10 protein-coding genes and 3 rRNA genes are annotated in these 19,945 nt (G+C 40.8%); 9 read left to right on the plus strand and 4 right to left on the minus strand.

Annotated elements, in window-relative coordinates:
• Positions 1 to 23 precede the first annotated feature (23 nt).
• The 5 genes from LOS73_RS04575 (at position 24) to LOS73_RS04595 (ending at position 10,451) form a co-directional block, all read left to right on the plus strand.
• Entirely contained in the window at positions 24 to 3,383 is a 3,360-nt protein-coding gene (locus LOS73_RS04575; protein ID WP_457934560.1) for a type I restriction endonuclease subunit R, read from the plus strand.
• Positions 3,384 to 4,216: 833 nt separating this feature from the next.
• Positions 4,217 to 5,752: ribosomal RNA gene (locus LOS73_RS04580) — 16S ribosomal RNA — on the plus strand.
• 298 nt (positions 5,753 to 6,050) lie between these two features.
• A 23S ribosomal RNA gene (locus LOS73_RS04585) occupies positions 6,051 to 8,941 on the plus strand.
• Between the two features lie 149 nt (positions 8,942 to 9,090).
• Positions 9,091 to 9,205: ribosomal RNA gene (gene rrf, locus LOS73_RS04590) — 5S ribosomal RNA — on the plus strand.
• Together the 16S, 23S and 5S rRNA genes form the textbook arrangement of a ribosomal RNA operon.
• A gap of 610 nt (positions 9,206 to 9,815) precedes the next feature.
• The gene (locus tag LOS73_RS04595; RefSeq protein WP_007379046.1) at positions 9,816 to 10,451 is read left to right on the plus strand and encodes a methyltransferase family protein; all 636 of its coding nucleotides are present in this window, start codon (positions 9,816 to 9,818) and stop codon (positions 10,449 to 10,451) included.
• 36 nt (positions 10,452 to 10,487) lie between these two features.
• On the opposite strand, the gene LOS73_RS04600 is transcribed toward LOS73_RS04595, so the two are convergent.
• The 3 genes from LOS73_RS04600 to LOS73_RS04610 form a co-directional block, all read right to left on the minus strand.
• Positions 10,488 to 12,506 carry an EAL domain-containing protein gene (locus LOS73_RS04600; protein WP_457934561.1) on the minus strand — a complete coding sequence of 673 codons (2,019 nt, stop codon included), beginning with the start codon at positions 12,504 to 12,506 and terminating at the stop codon, positions 10,488 to 10,490.
• 4 nt (positions 12,507 to 12,510) lie between these two features.
• Complete coding sequence (locus LOS73_RS04605; RefSeq protein WP_457934950.1) at positions 12,511 to 12,951, minus strand: YfiR family protein; 441 nt, start codon at positions 12,949 to 12,951, stop codon at positions 12,511 to 12,513.
• Between the two features lie 99 nt (positions 12,952 to 13,050).
• Positions 13,051 to 15,111 (minus strand): TonB-dependent receptor plug domain-containing protein, encoded by a 2,061-nt coding sequence (locus LOS73_RS04610; RefSeq protein WP_457934562.1) that lies wholly within the window; start codon positions 15,109 to 15,111, stop codon positions 13,051 to 13,053.
• Between the two features lie 474 nt (positions 15,112 to 15,585).
• Here LOS73_RS04610 and LOS73_RS04615 point away from each other — a divergent pair, with 474 nt between their 5' ends.
• A complete protein-coding gene (locus LOS73_RS04615; RefSeq protein ID WP_033030826.1) occupies positions 15,586 to 16,452 on the plus strand; it encodes a diguanylate cyclase domain-containing protein in 867 nt (288 codons plus the stop codon).
• A 21-nt stretch (positions 16,453 to 16,473) separates the two neighbouring features.
• Here the strand turns inward: LOS73_RS04615 and LOS73_RS04620 are convergent, their stop codons facing one another.
• Positions 16,474 to 17,373 carry a LysR family transcriptional regulator gene (locus tag LOS73_RS04620; RefSeq protein WP_008138147.1) on the minus strand — a complete coding sequence of 300 codons (900 nt, stop codon included), beginning with the start codon at positions 17,371 to 17,373 and terminating at the stop codon, positions 16,474 to 16,476.
• 101 nt (positions 17,374 to 17,474) lie between these two features.
• Here LOS73_RS04620 and LOS73_RS04625 point away from each other — a divergent pair, with 101 nt between their 5' ends.
• The 3 genes from LOS73_RS04625 to LOS73_RS04635 all read left to right on the plus strand — a co-directional run bounded on the left by LOS73_RS04625 (position 17,475) and on the right by LOS73_RS04635 (position 19,943).
• Positions 17,475 to 18,107 carry an NAD(P)-dependent oxidoreductase gene (locus tag LOS73_RS04625; protein ID WP_007379043.1) on the plus strand — a complete coding sequence of 211 codons (633 nt, stop codon included), beginning with the start codon at positions 17,475 to 17,477 and terminating at the stop codon, positions 18,105 to 18,107.
• 106 nt (positions 18,108 to 18,213) lie between these two features.
• A complete protein-coding gene (locus tag LOS73_RS04630) occupies positions 18,214 to 19,230 on the plus strand; it encodes a Kelch repeat-containing protein (RefSeq protein ID WP_457934563.1) in 1,017 nt (338 codons plus the stop codon).
• Entirely contained in the window at positions 19,227 to 19,943 is a 717-nt protein-coding gene (locus LOS73_RS04635) for an SIR2 family NAD-dependent protein deacylase (protein ID WP_457934564.1), read from the plus strand. The genes LOS73_RS04630 and LOS73_RS04635 overlap by 4 nt, the downstream gene beginning before the upstream one ends.
• The last annotated feature ends 2 nt before the right edge of the window (positions 19,944 to 19,945 follow it).

A 19,945-nucleotide genomic window follows, 5' to 3' on the forward strand; every position in this document is an offset into this window, starting at 1 on the left:
AAAAACAACAATAAGGATGTTTGATGAAATTTACTGAAGCCAAATTAGAACAAGCGGTGGTTGAGCTATTAGGCGAGCAAGGCTACCCGCATTTACTCGGTGGTGAGCTAAGCCGCAATAATAGCGAGGTATTAATTAAAGACGACCTTCGTGCTTTTTTAACCAAGCGTTACGCTAAAAATAATATTACCACCGATGAAGTAGACTCTATTATTGCAAAGCTTGAAAAGCTGCCTGCCAGTGATTTATACGAGAGTAATAAAACCTTTTGTAAGTGGCTGAGTGATGGATTCTTACTTAAAAGGGAAGTACTTACACGTGAGCGTGGAATGGTAGCAGGCAGTGCAGCGCAAAAAGATTTATATATTCAGCTGCTTGATTACGACAACGTTGAGCAAGGCATTAAAAGCAGCCTAATAGCAGGCAGTGCTATGGCTGCTTTGGATAATATGGCTCTCGATAACGTGAATGAAGCCAGCGTTACTTACCTGCAAGACGACAACATTTACCGTTTTGTTACCCAGTTAAAAATACAAAGCCCCACAAGCTACGACAATATTGAAATGCGCATTCCCGATGGCATTTTATATGTAAACGGCTTGCCGTTGGTGGTGTTTGAATTTAAAAGCGCAATACGCGAGCAAGCCCCCATTTTTGAAGCGTATGAGCAGTTAACGGTGCGCTACAGACGCGCTATTCCTCAGTTATTTGTATTTAATACCTTGTGCGTTATAAGCGATGGCGTAAACAACAAAATGGGTAACTTATTTGCGCCGTATCAGTTTTTTTACTCGTGGGGAAAAGTAACGGGGCAAGAGCTAACCGCGCAAGAGGGGATTAACTCGTTACATACCTTATTGCAGGGCTTGTTTGATAAAGCGCGCCTGCGCGATGTAATGCGCAACTTTGTGTTTTTTCCTGATTCTGACAATAAAAGCGCGGGCAAAAAAGAGATAAAAATTGTGCCGCGTTACCCACAATATTATGCGGCTAATAAGTTGTTCGAAAATATAAAACTTCATTTAAAGCCAATAGGCGATGGTAAAGGCGGTACGTACTTTGGTGCAACGGGTTGCGGTAAAAGTTACACCATGCAATTTTTAACACGCTTGCTGATGAAAAGCATTGAACTTAAAAGCCCCACCATTATTTTAATTACCGACCGAACCGATTTAGACGATCAACTCTCGCAGCAATTTGGTAATGCAAAAACCTACATTGGCGATGACACGGTAAAAACAGTCACCAGCCGTACTCACTTGCGTGAGCTATTAAAAGGCCGTAACAGCGGCGGTGTGTTTTTAACCACTATTCATAAATTTACCGAAGATACCCAGTTATTAACTGATCGCACTAACGTTATTTGTATTTCTGATGAGGCGCATCGTAGCCAAGTTAACCTTGATCAAAAAATTACTATTACCGAAAAAGGCCCTAATGCCGGAGTGAGAAAAACCTTTGGTTTTGCAAAATACCTGCACGACTCACTGCCCAATGCTACTTACGTTGGTTTTACTGGTACGCCAGTCGATGCCACGTTAGACGTGTTTGGTGAAGTGGTTGACTCGTACACCATGACTGAGTCAGTTAAAGATGAAATAACCGTACGCATTGTGTACGAAGGGCGCGCCGCCAAAGTGTGTTTAAACAACAGCAAGCTGGCAGAAATTGAAGCCTATTACAAAGAATGCGCCGATGCAGGCAGTAACGAATTACAAATAGAAGACAGTAAAAAAGCCACTGCGAACATGAATAGCATTTTAGGCGACCCTGATCGTATTAAAGTGCTAGCAAAAGATTTTGTGCAGCACTACGAAAAACGTGTTGAAGAATGCTCAACGGTTGCAGGTAAGGCAATGTTTGTGTGTAGCTCGCGTGGCATTGCTTATCAGTTGTATCAAGAATTAGAAGAATTACGCCCAGATTGGTTTGATGTTGTCGACTCTTTAAACGAGCAGGATAACGCTCAAAATTTATCGGATACCGAGCGAAAGCGCGCTATTAGCGAAGGCCGTATTGCAGCCCCTTCTGAAAAAGTAAAAATGGTGATGACCCGTGGTAAAGACGACGTAGCACGCTTATATAATTTACTTGGCAGTAAAGACGAGCGTAAAGAGCTTGATAAGCAATTTAAAAACAAACATTCAAACTTTAAAATAGCCATAGTGGTAGATATGTGGCTAACCGGTTTTGACGTGCCATTTTTAGACACCATGTACATTGATAAGCCACTGCAAAAGCACAGCTTAATACAAACTATTTCGCGGGTTAATCGCCAGTTTGAAGGCAAAGATAAAGGCTTGGTAGTCGACTACATCGGTATTAAATCTGAAATGAATAAAGCCTTAGCGCAGTATTCAAAAACAGACGAAACCAACTTTGAAGATATTACCGCGTCGGTTATTGAAGTAAAAAATCACTTAGCGCTACTTGCCCAGTTATTTCATAAATTTGACAGCAGCCCTTACTTTACAGGCGAAGCAGTTACGCAGCTAAATAGCTTAAACCACGCCGCCGAGTTTGCGCTAATTACTGAAAAGCGCCAAAAGCGTTTTATGGATTTAGTTAAGCGTTTAAAAGCCGCTTACGATGTATGTTGTGGTAGTGAAAAAATTAACGAAAACGAGCGTAACCACATTCACTTTTACCTCGCTATTCGCTCTATTATTTACAAGCTAACCAAAGGCGAAGCGCCCGATACCGCGCAAATGAACGCCAAAGTACGTGAAATGATAGCCGAAGCCCTACAAAGCGACGGTGTCGAAGAGGTATTTAAACTCGGCAATGAAGACGGTGGCGAAATTGATATTTTTAATGACGACTACATCGCCAAAATAGAAAAAATAAAACTTCCCAATACCAAAATAAAAATACTGCAACAAATGTTAGCTAAAGCCATAGGCGAGCTTAAAAAAGTAAACCAAACCCAAGGTATCGACTTTACTAAACGCTTTGAATCGCTGGTACAGCGCTATAACGAGCGAAAAGATGATGACATATTGGTAAGTAACGTACTCGATGAGTTTTCAGACACTATGGTTAATATGATTTACAGCGTACGCGACGAAATGAACGCCGGCGACGAGCTAGGTATTGATATTGAAGAAAAAGGCTTTTACGACGCATTAAAAATGCTCGCGGTTAAATACGACTTTGATTACCCCGAAGATAAGTTGATTGAGCTCGCCCAAGCGGTAAAAGTAATAGTGGACGACAAAGTTAAATTTGTTGATTGGAACCACCGCGAAGATATTAAATCATCACTAAGAGTAGAGCTTATTTTAGTACTGGCTAAATTTAAGTACCCACCAATAAGCAACGACGAAGTGTACAAAGAAATATTTGAGCAAGCACAAAATGTAAAAGCGAATAAAGAGAAGTAAAACATAAAGCGCACGATGTTCAATAGCTAAGCGAATAATTGGTAGTGTTTAAAAGTTGGTATCTGTTCAGTAAACTTGTGAAAAGAAAATTCAATTGAATTTCATAGATACAGTTTAAGCTACTTAATTAGCTTAAACTCAATGATCAATACATTATACTGTCAGCTTTGTTATTGCGCTATTTTAGTGGCGCTATAGTAAAACACTTATTTAATGCAGTAGTGATAACCACACAGTTAACATAGCTCTGCAGTGTTATTTATAGAGGTGTTTTTAAGTCCCCCTGGGATTTGTGTACAAATTGGTTGTTTAATGGGCAAAAAAGGCGATGCAGCCCTTTGTTTGTATAGCTTTCGTACTAAATTGATTTAATTGTCAAAAAGCTGAAATAAAACATTGACCCCCGCTCGAATCTCCCTATAATGCGACCCCACTGAGACGGGAAACGCCAACGCATAGCGAGGCACGAACTACTCAGAGAGTTAAATAAAACTTCGGTTTTAAATTGTCGAAAGAAAGTTTAAAACAAAGTGTTGACTCGAAAAATAAAGGGTGTATTATTCGCATCCCTTGAGACGCTAAAGCGACTCAGAACGTTCTTTAACAATATAAAGCAATCATCTGTGTGGGCACTCGTACAGATTGAGTTCTAACAGCCAAACTACTTATTCTTTATGGGTAATTAGCGAGGCAAACAAATTAGAGTCTCAATTGAAAACTGAGTGACCAACAGAAGTAACTTATTTATAAGTTGCTTCGGCACAGTCAATTCAATATCGAAAGATATTAAAAAATTCAGAATTCATTGAGCTGTCGAAAGACATAAAACTTTTTAATTGAAGAGTTTGATCATGGCTCAGATTGAACGCTGGCGGCAGGCCTAACACATGCAAGTCGAGCGGTAACAGAGAGTAGCTTGCTACTTTGCTGACGAGCGGCGGACGGGTGAGTAATGCTTGGGAACATGCCTTGAGGTGGGGGACAACAGTTGGAAACGACTGCTAATACCGCATAATGTCTACGGACCAAAGGGGGCTTCGGCTCTCGCCTTTAGATTGGCCCAAGTGGGATTAGCTAGTTGGTGAGGTAATGGCTCACCAAGGCGACGATCCCTAGCTGGTTTGAGAGGATGATCAGCCACACTGGGACTGAGACACGGCCCAGACTCCTACGGGAGGCAGCAGTGGGGAATATTGCACAATGGGCGCAAGCCTGATGCAGCCATGCCGCGTGTGTGAAGAAGGCCTTCGGGTTGTAAAGCACTTTCAGTCAGGAGGAAAGGTTAACGGTTAATACCCGTTAGCTGTGACGTTACTGACAGAAGAAGCACCGGCTAACTCCGTGCCAGCAGCCGCGGTAATACGGAGGGTGCGAGCGTTAATCGGAATTACTGGGCGTAAAGCGTACGCAGGCGGTTTGTTAAGCGAGATGTGAAAGCCCCGGGCTCAACCTGGGAACTGCATTTCGAACTGGCAAACTAGAGTGTGATAGAGGGTGGTAGAATTTCAGGTGTAGCGGTGAAATGCGTAGAGATCTGAAGGAATACCGATGGCGAAGGCAGCCACCTGGGTCAACACTGACGCTCATGTACGAAAGCGTGGGGAGCAAACGGGATTAGATACCCCGGTAGTCCACGCCGTAAACGATGTCTACTAGAAGCTCGGAGCCTCGGTTCTGTTTTTCAAAGCTAACGCATTAAGTAGACCGCCTGGGGAGTACGGCCGCAAGGTTAAAACTCAAATGAATTGACGGGGGCCCGCACAAGCGGTGGAGCATGTGGTTTAATTCGATGCAACGCGAAGAACCTTACCTACACTTGACATACAGAGAACTTACCAGAGATGGTTTGGTGCCTTCGGGAACTCTGATACAGGTGCTGCATGGCTGTCGTCAGCTCGTGTTGTGAGATGTTGGGTTAAGTCCCGCAACGAGCGCAACCCCTATCCTTAGTTGCTAGCAGGTAATGCTGAGAACTCTAAGGAGACTGCCGGTGATAAACCGGAGGAAGGTGGGGACGACGTCAAGTCATCATGGCCCTTACGTGTAGGGCTACACACGTGCTACAATGGCGCATACAGAGTGCTGCGAACCTGCGAAGGTAAGCGAATCACTTAAAGTGCGTCGTAGTCCGGATTGGAGTCTGCAACTCGACTCCATGAAGTCGGAATCGCTAGTAATCGCGTATCAGAATGACGCGGTGAATACGTTCCCGGGCCTTGTACACACCGCCCGTCACACCATGGGAGTGGGTTGCTCCAGAAGTAGATAGTCTAACCCTCGGGAGGACGTTTACCACGGAGTGATTCATGACTGGGGTGAAGTCGTAACAAGGTAGCCCTAGGGGAACCTGGGGCTGGATCACCTCCTTATACGATTTAGAACTTATTTGTTCGTAGTGTCCACACAGATGATTGTTAATTAGTGCTTGTCCTTCGGGATAACTAATTAATATGCTCTTTAAAAATTTGGAAAAGCTGATAATAAAATTCTGATGAATACAGTGTATTTATCAAGAGTTTTCAAAAGTAAAAAAACAATGGTAGCAGTACCATTGAGTGCCATTTAGTTAACTCTTATGAGTTGATTGATTGGTATCTACTTTAGTATTCAATATTGACTTCTGGCGAAGTTAAACTGTCACAAAACAAAGACCCGTTTGGGTTGTATGGTTAAGTGACTAAGCGTACACGGTGGATGCCTTGGCAGTTGGAGGCGATGAAGGACGTATTAACTTGCGATAAGCCTAGTCAAGCTAGTAAAAAGCGCTTGAGACTAGGATTTCCGAATGGGGAAACCCACCTGCTTGCAGGTATCGTTAACTGAATACATAGGTTAACGAGGCGAACGCGGAGAACTGAAACATCTAAGTACCCGTAGGAAAAGAAATCAACCGAGATTCCGAAAGTAGCGGCGAGCGAAATCGGAACAGCCCTTAAGCTTATTATGTGTTAATGGAAGGCTGCTGGAAAGCGCCACGATACAGGGTGATAGTCCCGTACATGAAAAGACATTTTAAGTGAAATCGAGTAGGTCGGAGCACGTGAAACTTTGACTGAATATAGGTGGACCATCATCTAAGGCTAAATACTCCCAACTGACCGATAGTGAACCAGTACCGTGAGGGAAAGGCGAAAAGAACCCCTGTGAGGGGAGTGAAATAGAACCTGAAACCGTGTACGTACAAGCAGTAGGAGCCCACTTGTTGGGTGACTGCGTACCTTTTGTATAATGGGTCAGCGACTTATATTTTGTAGCGAGGTTAACCGAATAGGGTAGCCGTAGGGAAACCGAGTCTTAACTGGGCGACTAGTTGCAAGGTATAGACCCGAAACCCGGTGATCTAGCCATGGGCAGGTTGAAGGTTGAGTAACATCAACTGGAGGACCGAACCCACTAACGTTGAAAAGTTAGGGGATGACCTGTGGCTAGGAGTGAAAGGCTAATCAAACCGGGAGATAGCTGGTTCTCCCCGAAATCTATTTAGGTAGAGCCTCGGACGAATACTTACGGGGGTAGAGCACTGTTAAGGCTAGGGGGTCATCCCGACTTACCAACCCTTTGCAAACTCCGAATACCGTAAAGTAATATCCGGGAGACACACGGCGGGTGCTAACGTCCGTCGTGAAGAGGGAAACAACCCAGACCGCCAGCTAAGGTCCCAAAGTCATAGTTAAGTGGGAAACGATGTGGAAAGGCCCAGACAGCCAGGAGGTTGGCTTAGAAGCAGCCATCCTTTAAAGAAAGCGTAATAGCTCACTGGTCGAGTCGGTCTGCGCGGAAGATGTAACGGGGCTAAACTATGCACCGAAGCTGCGGATTCAGAATTTATTCTGAGTGGTAGGGGAGCGTTCTGTAAGCGGTTGAAGGTGTACCGGGAGGTATGCTGGACGTATCAGAAGTGCGAATGCTGACATGAGTAACGATAATGGGAGTGAAAAACTCCCACGCCGGAAGACCAAGGGTTCCTATCCCATGTTAATCAGGGTAGGGTAAGTCGACCCCTAAGGCGAGGCCGAAAGGCGTAGTCGATGGGAAACAGATTAATATTTCTGTACTCGATATAATTGCGATGGGGGGACGGAGCAGGCTAAGCAAGCATAGCGTTGGTAGTCTATGTGAAAGTGAGTAGGGCGTTTGTTTAGGTAAATCCGGACGAACACTAAACCTGAGACACGAGACGAGTCACTACGGTGATGAAGTTGCTGATGCCATACTTCCAGGAAAAGCCTCTAAGCTTCAGATTATATGGAATCGTACCCCAAACCGACACAGGTGGTCAGGTAGAGAATACTAAGGCGCTTGAGAGAACTCGGGTGAAGGAACTAGGCAAAATCGTACCGTAACTTCGGGAGAAGGTACGCTCCTATCTGTGATGAGACTTGCTCTCTAAGCGGACGGGAGCCGCAGTGACCAGGTGGCTGGGACTGTTTATTAAAAACACAGCACTGTGCAAAATCGCAAGATGACGTATACGGTGTGACACCTGCCCGGTGCCGGAAGGTTAATTGATGGGGTTATCCTTAGGGAGAAGCTCTTGATCGAAGCCCCGGTAAACGGCGGCCGTAACTATAACGGTCCTAAGGTAGCGAAATTCCTTGTCGGGTAAGTTCCGACCTGCACGAATGGTGTAACCATGGCCACGCTGTCTCCACCCGAGACTCAGTGAAATTGAAATCGCAGTGAAGATGCTGTGTACCCGCGGCTAGACGGAAAGACCCCGTGAACCTTTACTACAGCTTGGCACTGAACATTGAACCTACATGTGTAGGATAGGTGGGAGACTTTGAAGCAGCGACGCTAGTTGTTGTGGAGTCAACCTTGAAATACCACCCTTGTAGTTTTGATGTTCTAACGTTGGCCCCTGAATCGGGGTTACGGACAGTGCCTGGTGGGTAGTTTGACTGGGGCGGTCTCCTCCTAAAGAGTAACGGAGGAGCACGAAGGTTGGCTAAGTACGGTCGGACATCGTACGGTTAGTGTAATGGTAGAAGCCAGCTTAACTGCGAGACAGACACGTCGAGCAGGTACGAAAGTAGGTCATAGTGATCCGGTGGTTCTGAATGGAAGGGCCATCGCTCAACGGATAAAAGGTACTCCGGGGATAACAGGCTGATACCGCCCAAGAGTTCATATCGACGGCGGTGTTTGGCACCTCGATGTCGGCTCATCACATCCTGGGGCTGAAGTCGGTCCCAAGGGTATGGCTGTTCGCCATTTAAAGTGGTACGCGAGCTGGGTTTAGAACGTCGTGAGACAGTTCGGTCCCTATCTGCCGTGGGCGTTTGAGAATTGAGAGGGGTTGCTCCTAGTACGAGAGGACCGGAGTGAACGAACCGCTGGTGTTCGGGTTGTCATGCCAATGGCATTGCCCGGTAGCTACGTTCGGAACTGATAAGCGCTGAAAGCATCTAAGCGCGAAGCAGGCCTCGAGATGAGTTCTCACTAGACTTTTAAAGTCTCTGAAGGGCCGTTGAAGACTACAACGTTGATAGGCAAGATGTGGAAGTGGTGTGAGCCATTAAGCTAACTTGTACTAATTACCCGTGAGGCTTAACCATACAACGCCAAACGCGTTTTATGTGATAGTGAAACAAGCGAAGAAGTTAATATGACTAAAGTAGAAATTTACTGAAAGACTTAAAAAATATTATCAGATATTTTCCAAATTCAGTTAGTGCGCAGAAATACGTATTAACGCCCAAATTTGCTTGGTGACAATAGCGTTTTGGACCCACCTGACTCCATGCCGAACTCAGTAGTGAAACGAAACAGCGCCGATGATAGTGTAGCATTTGCTATGTGAAAGTAGGACATTACCAGGCTTCAAATTAAAGAAACCCGTTGCAGCAATGTGACGGGTTTTTTGCTATCTGGGATTTAGTAAATAGCCAAGAGTCCATGCCGAACTCAGTAGTGAACTCAAAGCTTCGACCGATGATAGTGTAGCATTTGTTATGTGACTTTCTACCGCTGTGGGCACTAAGACATTACCAGGCTTCAAATTGTAGAAAGCCCGAATCTAACGATTCGGGCTTTTTTACGTCTGCAGAAAAGTGAAATGTGCACACTTAACACTCGCTTATATCAACCCCCATCACGTAGGTCGGGCGAGCGAAGCGACTCCCGACGCTAAAAGCATAAAAATCTCCGCTCGACAATGAGTGGTAGCATTTGAACTGTGACTCTCCACCGCTGTGGGTACCATGACATTCTACTGCGTAGCGCACCGACTTTAAATTGTAGAGAGCCCGAATTTAACGGTTCAGGCTTTTTTACGTCTGCAGAAAAGTGGATGGATAATACATAGTATCATTGGTAGACTTATCCTAATCTTTTATGCCCATTTAGCTGACTTTGCTTGTTAATTAACAGTATGAACACTAAAATTAATTTATAGTATTAGCTAAAAAATAATGTGTGTGAGCTCCCTCAATGAACTATCAACCTTTTATAGATGACTCAGTATCCCTAATAGAGTTTACACGTATTTACCTCGCTATTTTCTATACATTTGTGGCGGGATTTTATACTTATAGAATTATTTATAAAAATCGAACCACACCCTCTGGCGTTATTTTTCCTGGTCAGCAGTATTGCTCTAGTTGGTGGAACCATATGGCGTTTAAATTTTTCAGGGCTGCTATTTGGTTTGTGTGTGTTGTGAGAGTTTTTATTCCTGAATTAGATAATTACTTAGTATTATTTGAACCTTTAAACGGTTGGCCTGGGGTCATGTTTGGCAATGTATTACTGAGTGCTGGGTTTATATTAAGTATGTTTGTACATTTTGATATGGCATCACTTTGGCGCTCAGGAATAGATCCTAATGGGCCAAAGGAGCTAAAAACCACTGGACTCTATGACTATTCTCGCAACCCTATGTATTTAGGTGTTGCAGCGGCTCAAATTGGTTTCTTTTTAGCATTGCCGTGTGTATTTAGTCTGATATGTTTGATTGTAGGGGTTACCGCTTTATATAGACAAACTTTAGTAGAAGAAGAGCATCTATCGCAATCTTTTTCAGAGCAGTATCAGTATTATAAACAACGCGTACCTCGCTGGTTGTAATAAAGACACTACCCACATACGAGCTGGTATTTAATTTTAAAGTAATACTTTAGATTTTACGTACTTTTCAATAAAGCTTTGTTTAGTGATTGGTTTTGAAAATACATAACCTTGAATATAATCACATGCTAACTGTTTTAATAGTAAGTACTGATGTTGGGTTTCTACCCCTTCAGCGACAACCTTGACACCTAAATTATGTGCCATTGTTATTATTGCCTTTATAAGCGCTATGCTGTTTTCATTGGTTTCTATATCTCTAATAAAAGAGTGATCAATTTTTAGGATATCGATATCTAAGCGTTGAAGATAGGCAAGTGATGAATAACCGACACCAAAATCATCTATTGCTATATCAATATTTTTTGCGTTAAGCCGCTTTAATTGACTCTGTATTAAAGAATCAGGATCCATTAGCGTGTTCTCTGTAACTTCTATGAGAATAGTATGGGCGGGGAGTTTGTATTGCTCACTTGCTTCTAGCCATTCATTTACCCAATTACCAGCACGATCAATCTCAAGTGGTGACGTATTTACGCTAATTTGTATAGGTGTTTCGCAAAGTAGATTAAATTGAACAGTATCTTTAATTGCTTGTAGTTTTACCCACTGGCCAATATCGCTTATTAAGCCATTCTTTTCAGCGATTGGTATAAATTCATTTGGGCCAATTAGACCTCGCTCAGGGTGATTCCAGCGTATTAACGCTTCGGCTTTGGGTACTGATGTACCATTGATAGAAAAAATGGGTTGATAATAAAGCTCAAATTGACTTTTTTTAAGGGCAGTATGTATTTGTTCTATTAAACGGCGCTTTTCGATTGCTTGTTCTTCCATAGCATAAGTGAAAAATTCGTAGCGGTTTCTACCTTTATGTTTAGATAAATACATTGCTTGATCAGCTCGCTTTACTAAGTCTTCTACTGTTACCCCATCCGTTGGATAAAAAGTTAAACCTAAACTTGCAGTCACATACACCTTTTCTTTTTTTAGATGAATACATTGCATTAAGCTACTTTTTACTGCATTTGCAACCTTACTTGCGCTCGCTTGATTGTCTACTCCTTCTAGAATAAGAGTAAATTCATCACCGCCTAGTCTTGCTACAGTATCGTTAGCTGTTATGCAGTTTTGTAATCTAACTGCGACTTGATGTAACAGTAAATCGCCATAGTCATGTCCGAGACTGTCGTTTATTTCTTTGAAGCCATCTAAATCAATAAAAATAAGGGCAAAAGTTATATTTTTTTTGCTAATTAAACTTTGTAGTTTTTCGTAAAAGTAACGTCTGTTAGGTAGGTCTGTTAGGCCATCTTCATATGCATATTGGTGTAATTGGAAATTTGCATTTTCAAGTTCTTTAGTACGAAGCCGAACTTGATTCTCAAGTGAACTTTCTCGCTGTTCAATCGTGTGTAACATATCGTTGAAACAGGAAGTAAGTTCGCCTACCTCATCTTGCGAGAGCTGTTTTGCACGTAAGCTATAGTCATTCGATTTTGTTATTTGGTTAGCTGTTTGTGCCAAATATAATATAGGGTTTAAAAACCGACGTCTGAGTAATAAGGATAATAGTAAGCTCACAATAAATGTAAATATCATCAAAATAATAAGAAATTTACTATAAAATGCCACTCTATCATTAATGTAGCTATCATTAGCCCTAATTTTTAGCTCACCATAGCAATGAGAATCTAGCTCTAAAACGGTACTTATTTCTATACTATGTTGTGCTGTTTTAGACAGAGAATTGGCGATAGCAAGTGGTTTACCATCCGAATTACTCACAATCACAGATACTATATCTGAGCGAATAAGCAGTGGGTTAATAAGTTCTTGTATTGCCTCTGCATCGTCAAACATAAGCGCTGTCGTTATATTAGGGGACAACATTTTAGAAAGAGATACTAAACTTTTTACTTGCTCTTCTTTCGCGCTACTTATTTCATAGGCACTAAATACGGTTGTGACTGTTGCGGTTGATACTAGGGCGACACACATTAAAATGACTAAAAGTTTTTTGCTCATTGTGTTTAATAAAAATAGTTTTTTCATTGCATTACCTATCAACAACGCGAGCAAGGCGTAATACTTTTGAACTCATTGTAATACCTACTTCTTTAAGTTTTTTAGGCGCTATTTCGAAACGAATTTTACCACTTGAAAGAAAAAATCTAATGTGTCCGCCATTTTTAATAAAACCTTCAGTTTCACCTATAACCATAATATTGTCATAAGGAAAAACCTTTAGGTTTTCCCAATTAGAGACTGTATTGACGGTTATAAAAAGCATATCACACGATACGTTTGATATATCGTTGAGAGCAATATGTTTATTCTTTAAAGGTAATCCTTTTACTATTCGTTCTTTTAAAACAATGTTTGCTAACTCAATAAAGTGTTTATCAGGGCTGCATAGAGTAAAAAAGTTGTCTTTTTGAGGAAGCGAGTGCCATTGAGAAAATCTGGCAAAATTATATAAGAAGCCTGCTTTAAGCATGTATTCTTTTTCCATTGCATTACAATTCGCACTAAATAAAAATACAAATATAATTAAGGTACGATGGATTAAACTTTTTGACTTGAGCATGTTATAAACTTAAAACGTAGTCATAATTGTGAATGTAAAAGATTCATCAATATAATTGGGTATAGTATAGGTTTCGTTTGTATTACCATATTCGATGTGAGAACTTGCTAATAAATTTTTACCTGAAAGCGCAGTTGACCACTGTTGGTTTATCTGCCAATTCCAAGTCAAATCTAATGCTGCGTAGTTATCTGTGTTATACGCATTAGAATTTTCTACTCGTAATGTAGAAAATAGAGAATGGCCGTTAAATAGAGTGTAATTTGCTTTTGCAAATACCTGCCTATTTGTTGAATCAAACCCAACCACAGAGCTTGTGTCATAAGGTAAGCTATATTTAAAGTCTGTATAACTGTACCCAAGCTCTGTGCTGAGAGTATCCATAGGTTGCCAAGATAAAACGACATCAAAACCTTTTGTTGTTGTTTTTCCAACAGAGATTAAATCAAGGTTGATTTGAGTTGTTGTAAGCGCTTGAGCTGCTTGTGGGATCTCTCCCGATCGAAACAGAGCGAGAGCAGGCAAAAATTGTTCAAAATGGGTGTTTAAGTTAATAACTGCTACGTTTTTACCACGCGTGTTATAAGCGGAAAAGTCTATTGACCAATCGTTATCGGAAAATCGGTAACCTAGTTCGTGAGAGATATAATTCTCAGATTTCACTTTATCGTTACCATTTAAAAAAGTGGCGATTCGATATTCATCTATAGCTACCAGCCCTGTACTTGTGCCAAGTACATCAATAACTTTGGTTCCATTAAGTTTAAAGTTATCGTTAAACTCAATAAGCGTGGGGATTCGTACACTTCTGGATATAGCGCTCCAAACAAGATGATTCTCGATTGGTTTGTAAACTAACCTTGCTGAAGGTTGGTTTTCCCACCCTGTTAGATCATTATGATCTAATTTAGTGCCAATTATAAAATCGAGAGTATCAGGGATAAAGTTATATTGAGCTTGAATAAGCCCACCATACTGCTGAAGGTTATCCAAATCTTTATCGCTATCTAAAAAGACACTTTGTGCAAATGAAATGGTGTTATAGCGGTAGTTTAATCCCCAATCAAACTGTAGTGACTGGTAAATAAAATTCATTTGGTAGTCAATATCTATCGATTCGAAATGCTCTTTTATGTAGGCTTGAGATCCATTTTGTTTGAGCCATGATACCTGTAACATCTGATTGGCATTGCCTGATATTCTGTGTTCTAAACGGGCCATCATACGTGAGTCGATACGCTTTAAATCATCAGAAAATGCAATGTTTTCATTTGTAGCATCAACTACACCTCGGTAGTTTTGGCCTAATTTTGAATGCGTAACATCGCCTTGAAATAAACCCGACAATTCATCATTAGGTGTATAGTCAGCACGTATACCAAAAGAATATTGTTTCGTAGTATCATTTGGTTTGAGTCTAGCTCCTTTTTTAGATGCATTTGCATGTTTTGCATGGCCATAAATTCGATAACTGCCTTTATTACCAATATCGTTTCCATAACGAAAATTTGTATCGACATTTATTTGATTGCCGGTGGTTGCTGTTGCTAATGTGTCACGAGTATCAATACTATTTTTAGTAATAATATTGATAACACCATTATTTGCGTTACTTCCCCATAAAAGCCCACCTTGCCCTCGAATGACTTCTATGCGTTCAATATCGTACAAAGGAACATTGAGTGTTTCCCAATAAACAGCTGCAAATTTTGGTGTATATAAACTTTGGCCATCGATCATGACTAATAACTTGCTAGAAAAGCGAGAAGCAACGCCTCTCGAAGAGATAGCCCACTGGTTATTATCGAGTTGTCTAACAATAAGCCCAGGAACCATTTTTAGTGCTTCAGGTACAGACATAGCACCAGAGTTAGTAATTTGCTCTTTACTTAAAACATAAATAGAGGAGGCTGTATCAAATGCTGATTGAGTTCTTTTCATTGCTGAAGTGACTTGAACATCCATTCCCATTAGGGCATCAAGGTCAAGGTTTTCGTAATCAAATTGCTCAGCCATTAGTAAGGGAGAAATAAAGGTTAATGGCCATAAAAAGCGTTGTGATATTTTCAATGAGGTGTCTCCTACACAATCCAAATTCAAAAACAATCGTTGTTTTTGTAAAGCATCTGTTATCACATGATATTAACATAAATTAATGATGTGAAAGCACTTTATATTATTAATAAAATTGATTTTGGAATTTTTTTAGTTCGCTCAAAATAATAAACGTCTTGGGCCAGTTGACCTTTCAGAATTAAAATTCATTCTATCTCGGGGCTATTTTATCTGGTTACTAAATTGGAAAAAGCAAAATACAGATCCTATATTTTAACTCTGTTTCATAGGTAATCATCAAGTATAAGTAGTTTTGAGCCGCCATGGTTTAGCAATGCGTTATAGGCTTAATTATTACTCGCTATTTATATAGATGGCGCATTATTAAAATGTGAGTGAATATATCGTTTCTTTAAAGCTATTTTTTGCTTTTGTTGTAGGGGTGTCGAATACTGGATTTAGCTTCATTAAACCTAGAGGCAAGCAGGTATGATAAAAAGTGGGTTAGTGGATTTACAAGAAGTACTTGATTTAATGCTTGATGCTGTTTGTGTTGTAGATAAGCAAGGTACATTTGTTTTTGTTAGCGCCGCGTTTGAGCGAATTTTTGGTTATTCAGCCAATGAAGTTGTTGGTAAAAAAATGATTAATTATGTCTATTCTGGAGATCATCAAAAAACGCACAATGCAATTGCTTCGCTTTTATCAGGAGAGTTAATAAACCCTCGTTTTGAAAATCGTTGGCTCAGAAAAGATGGACAATTAGTCCACATACTATGGTCTGTTCGCTGGTCTGAAGAACATCAAGTAAGAATTGCAGTGGCTCACGATATTACCGAGCGAAAAGAGATGGAAGAGCAGCTTTATTACATGGCAGGGCATGATGCATTAACGGGTTTACCAAACCGTTCGTTATTAATGGATCGATTGCAAAAAGTAATTGTAAAAGCTCACCGAGATAATTTATTTTTTTCACTACTGTTTATTGATATAAATGGCTTTAAAGCTGTAAATGATACTTATGGTCATAACGTTGGTGATAAGTTGTTGCATAGCATTGCACAGAGGCTGTCGAATGTAATGAGGGAATATGACACTGTAGGGCGTTTAGGTGGGGATGAGTTTTTAATTATTTTAGATAATTTAAAGTCACCAACCGAAAGTGTTGTTATTAGGCGTAAAATTTTAGCTCAATTTAAGGCTGAATTTCAATTGGATGAATTAAGTCTCAATATCTCTCCTAGTATTGGTATTGCCAATTACCCTAATGATGGACAAACTGATCATCAACTCATTAAGTATGCCGATCAAGCTATGTACAAAATTAAAGGCGCAAATGTTGCTAAAGTTATGTAGTCATTTTTATTAATTTAATGCCTATGCTGAACTACTTTTTTTAATATCTTGTTGCCAATTGAGTGCTAAAAAATCAATAAATGTACGTACTAACGTTTGCTGATAACTTCGTGATAGGTACACCGCCCATAGGCTATGGCCAGGTGAATAATAATGCGGCAAGACTTCTACTAGCTCGCCATTTTTTAAGTGTTTATTTGCTAAATCGCAAGGAATATTAGCAATTCCCATCCCCCTAATTGCCGCTTTAACTAAAATGCCCATTTCGTTTGATTGCAAATTCCCCTTAATTGCAACTTTTTGATCATTTGTTGCCGATATTATTCGCCATTTTGTCGCACTACTGTGCACTAGGCAATTATGATTTAGTAAGTCCTGAGGTTTAATTAAGGGGGGCGACTCAGCTAAGTAGTTTGCCGAGGCACATAACACACCATCAATATGCATTAGTTTACGGGCAATATGTTGATCATCAGGTTGTTCAATATAGCGCAGTGCCACATCAACACGTTCGTCTACCAACTGTGATAAGTTATCCGAAAGTACAAGCTGAACATTTGTTTTGGGGTGTAGTTGTAAAAATTGCTCCACTCTTTCAAATAATAAATTTTGACCCAGCCCAATAGGCGATGCAATTCTGATTGTACCAACTAGTTCATTATTATGGCTATGAGCACGACTTTTTAAATCAGAGACTGTACTGAGTATTTGTTGGCAGTAAATTAATGCTTCTTCACCTTGAATAGTTAAACTTACTTTACGTGTTGTGCGATGAAATAATCTCAACGATAACCACTGTTCTATTTCTTGTACGTGACGAGTAACTTGTAAGCGGCTTAGATTTAAGTGCTCAGCAGATTTAGTAAAGCTGCCACAGCGGGCAACTTCTACAAAGCTTGTAATTGCAGTAATTTTATCCATTAGTAACTTATTATGAACTAATATGTATCGTAACAGTGTATTTATCACTTAAAAGTGTGCAAGTAAACTAACTTCATTAACTCAATAATAGGATACAGATAATGAAAGTAGCAGTTTTAGGCGCAACAGGCTGGATTGGCAGCACAATCGTACAACAAGCAACTAAGCGCGGTTTAGAAGTGGTCAGCATTGTACGTGACGCAGCGAAAATAACAGATAATACAACTGCCGTTCGCGTATTTGATTTACAAAGCCAAGATAATATTGCTTCAGTACTTAAAGGTATAGATGTACTTATTGCTTCAGTGGGCGGACGTGCAGTAGGTAATCATGAATTAGTTGCACAAACCGCAGAGCGTTTATTAACAGCTTTAAATGGAACAAGCACGCGTTTGATTTGGGTAGGTGGTGCGGGTAGCTTAGAGGTTGCACCAGGGGTAACACTTGTATCAACACCTGAATTCCCTGCAGATTACAAAGATGAAGCACTCGCACAAGGTGAAGCATTAAATGTATTTAAAACGACCACTAGTTCTGCTTCGTGGACTTTTGTAAGCCCTGCTGCAGTAATTTATCCTGGTGAAAGTGAAGGTCCTTATCGTATTGGCGGAGATCAGTTTTTTACAAATGAAGCTGGTGAAAGCAAAGTATCAGTCACTGATTATGCAATAGCATTAGTTGACGAAGCACAAAAAGCTGCACACTTAAACCAACGTATTAGTGTTGCTTATTAACTTATATTAAGTTTAAAGCATTTGATTATTTAGATGCTAAGCGCTGGCTCCTAAGGGCAAAATAATTTAATCTGAGAGTATTAATCCTTATTAAATTATTTGTCTTATGAGCCTTCTTTTTTCGCTTGCGTTAGCAAGTCTTCCTGCTTTACCTGAGCCTGTTGCAAATAATGCTGTGGCTAAAGTTATTATTAAAAATCAGCCTTATTTTTTAAGTTTTATGGGATTAGGCCGCGATAAACAGTACTCGTCAGTGCATAACAAAGTGTGGGCGCTTAAAGTTGGCGATTCACAGTGGCAATCTAAAACTGGTGTGCCTTCAAGCTTGCCATTAAAAGGGCGCTTAGCAAGTACCGCAGTCGGTTTAGGTGAATACGCCTATGTGTTTGGCGGCTATACAGTTGCAGAGGATCATACTGAAGTTTCAAGCCCCGACGTATATAGGTACGACGTAATAAAAGATACCTATACTCCTTTAGCCAATATGCCAGTGCCTGTAGATGATAGCGTAGCGCTGAGCTACAAAGCGCGTTACATTTACTTAATTAGCGGTTGGCATAACGACGGCAACGTAAATTTAGTACAAGTATACGACACGCGAAATAATACATGGGAGCAAGCCTCACCATTTTTAGGTGCTCCCGTATTTGGTCAAGCGGCAGCAATTAGCGGCAATACAATTGTTGTGTGTGATGGCGTTAAAACACAAGCCAATCCTGATTCGCGTCGCTCGTTTGCAGGCGTAGCACAGTGCTTAAAAGGTACAATAGATTCAACTAATCCACAAAAAATAGATTGGCGCACATTGCCACATCCAACAGGTTCCGCCCACTATCGAATGGCAGCCACCAGCTATAATAGCAATATTTATATGCTGGCAGGTTCTAACAATCCATATAATTACAGCGCAATAGGCTACGACGGTAAACCTGCACCAGCAAGTGATCATGTTTGGCGCTTTAATATCGAAAAAAATGGATGGCAGGTTTTATCACCGGTTGAGGTAAAGAGTATGGATCACCGTGGTTTACTTGAACACAATGGGGTTTTATATCGAATTGGCGGTATTGACAATAAACAGCAAGTAAGTACTAATGTACTGGGTTACGAGGCTGAAAAGTGAACACTCTTTACATCACAGGAGCAGGAGTAAGCGCAGCCAGCGGTATTCCAACCTTTAGAGGGGAGGATGGTTATTGGACCATCGGCAGTAAAAATTATACACCTATGGAAATGGCAACGCGCGCAATGTACAAAAACGCACCGAAAGAGTTTTTAGCGTGGTATTACCATCGCTTTGCAACGTATCGCAACCATGGTCCAAACGACGTACACCATTGGCTGAGTGATAAAAACCTAATTACTCAAAATATAGATGGGCTTGATGGCAAAGCAGGTAATAAAAATTACATTGCTATTCATGGCAGGCTCGATCAAATGACGCTATTTCACCATCAAGGCGATGATGTAACCCCGTTTGCCGCTCCGTGGGAAAAGGTAGATGAAAGCTGCCTGCACGACTCCTTATTTGAAGTGTTTAATATTAAAAACCGATCACCTGAGCTTAATTATTCTTTTAAACCCTTTGTTTTATTGTTTGATGAGTATTACACCGAGCTTTATAGAATTAGCGAAGCGCAAAAACGCATGAGTAATGCCGATAAAATTGTATTTATGGGGACTTCGTTTAGCGTTAATATTACGCAAATGGCGATAGAAATAGCGCGTGATTACAACATTCCCATTGAAGTTGTAGACCCCGAACCAGCTCATATTTTACACCCCAATGTGAGTTATAAAAAAATGACTGCGCTTGAGTATATTCAAAATAGCTAAAT

This window comes from Pseudoalteromonas sp. SCSIO 43210 (assembly GCF_054133285.1).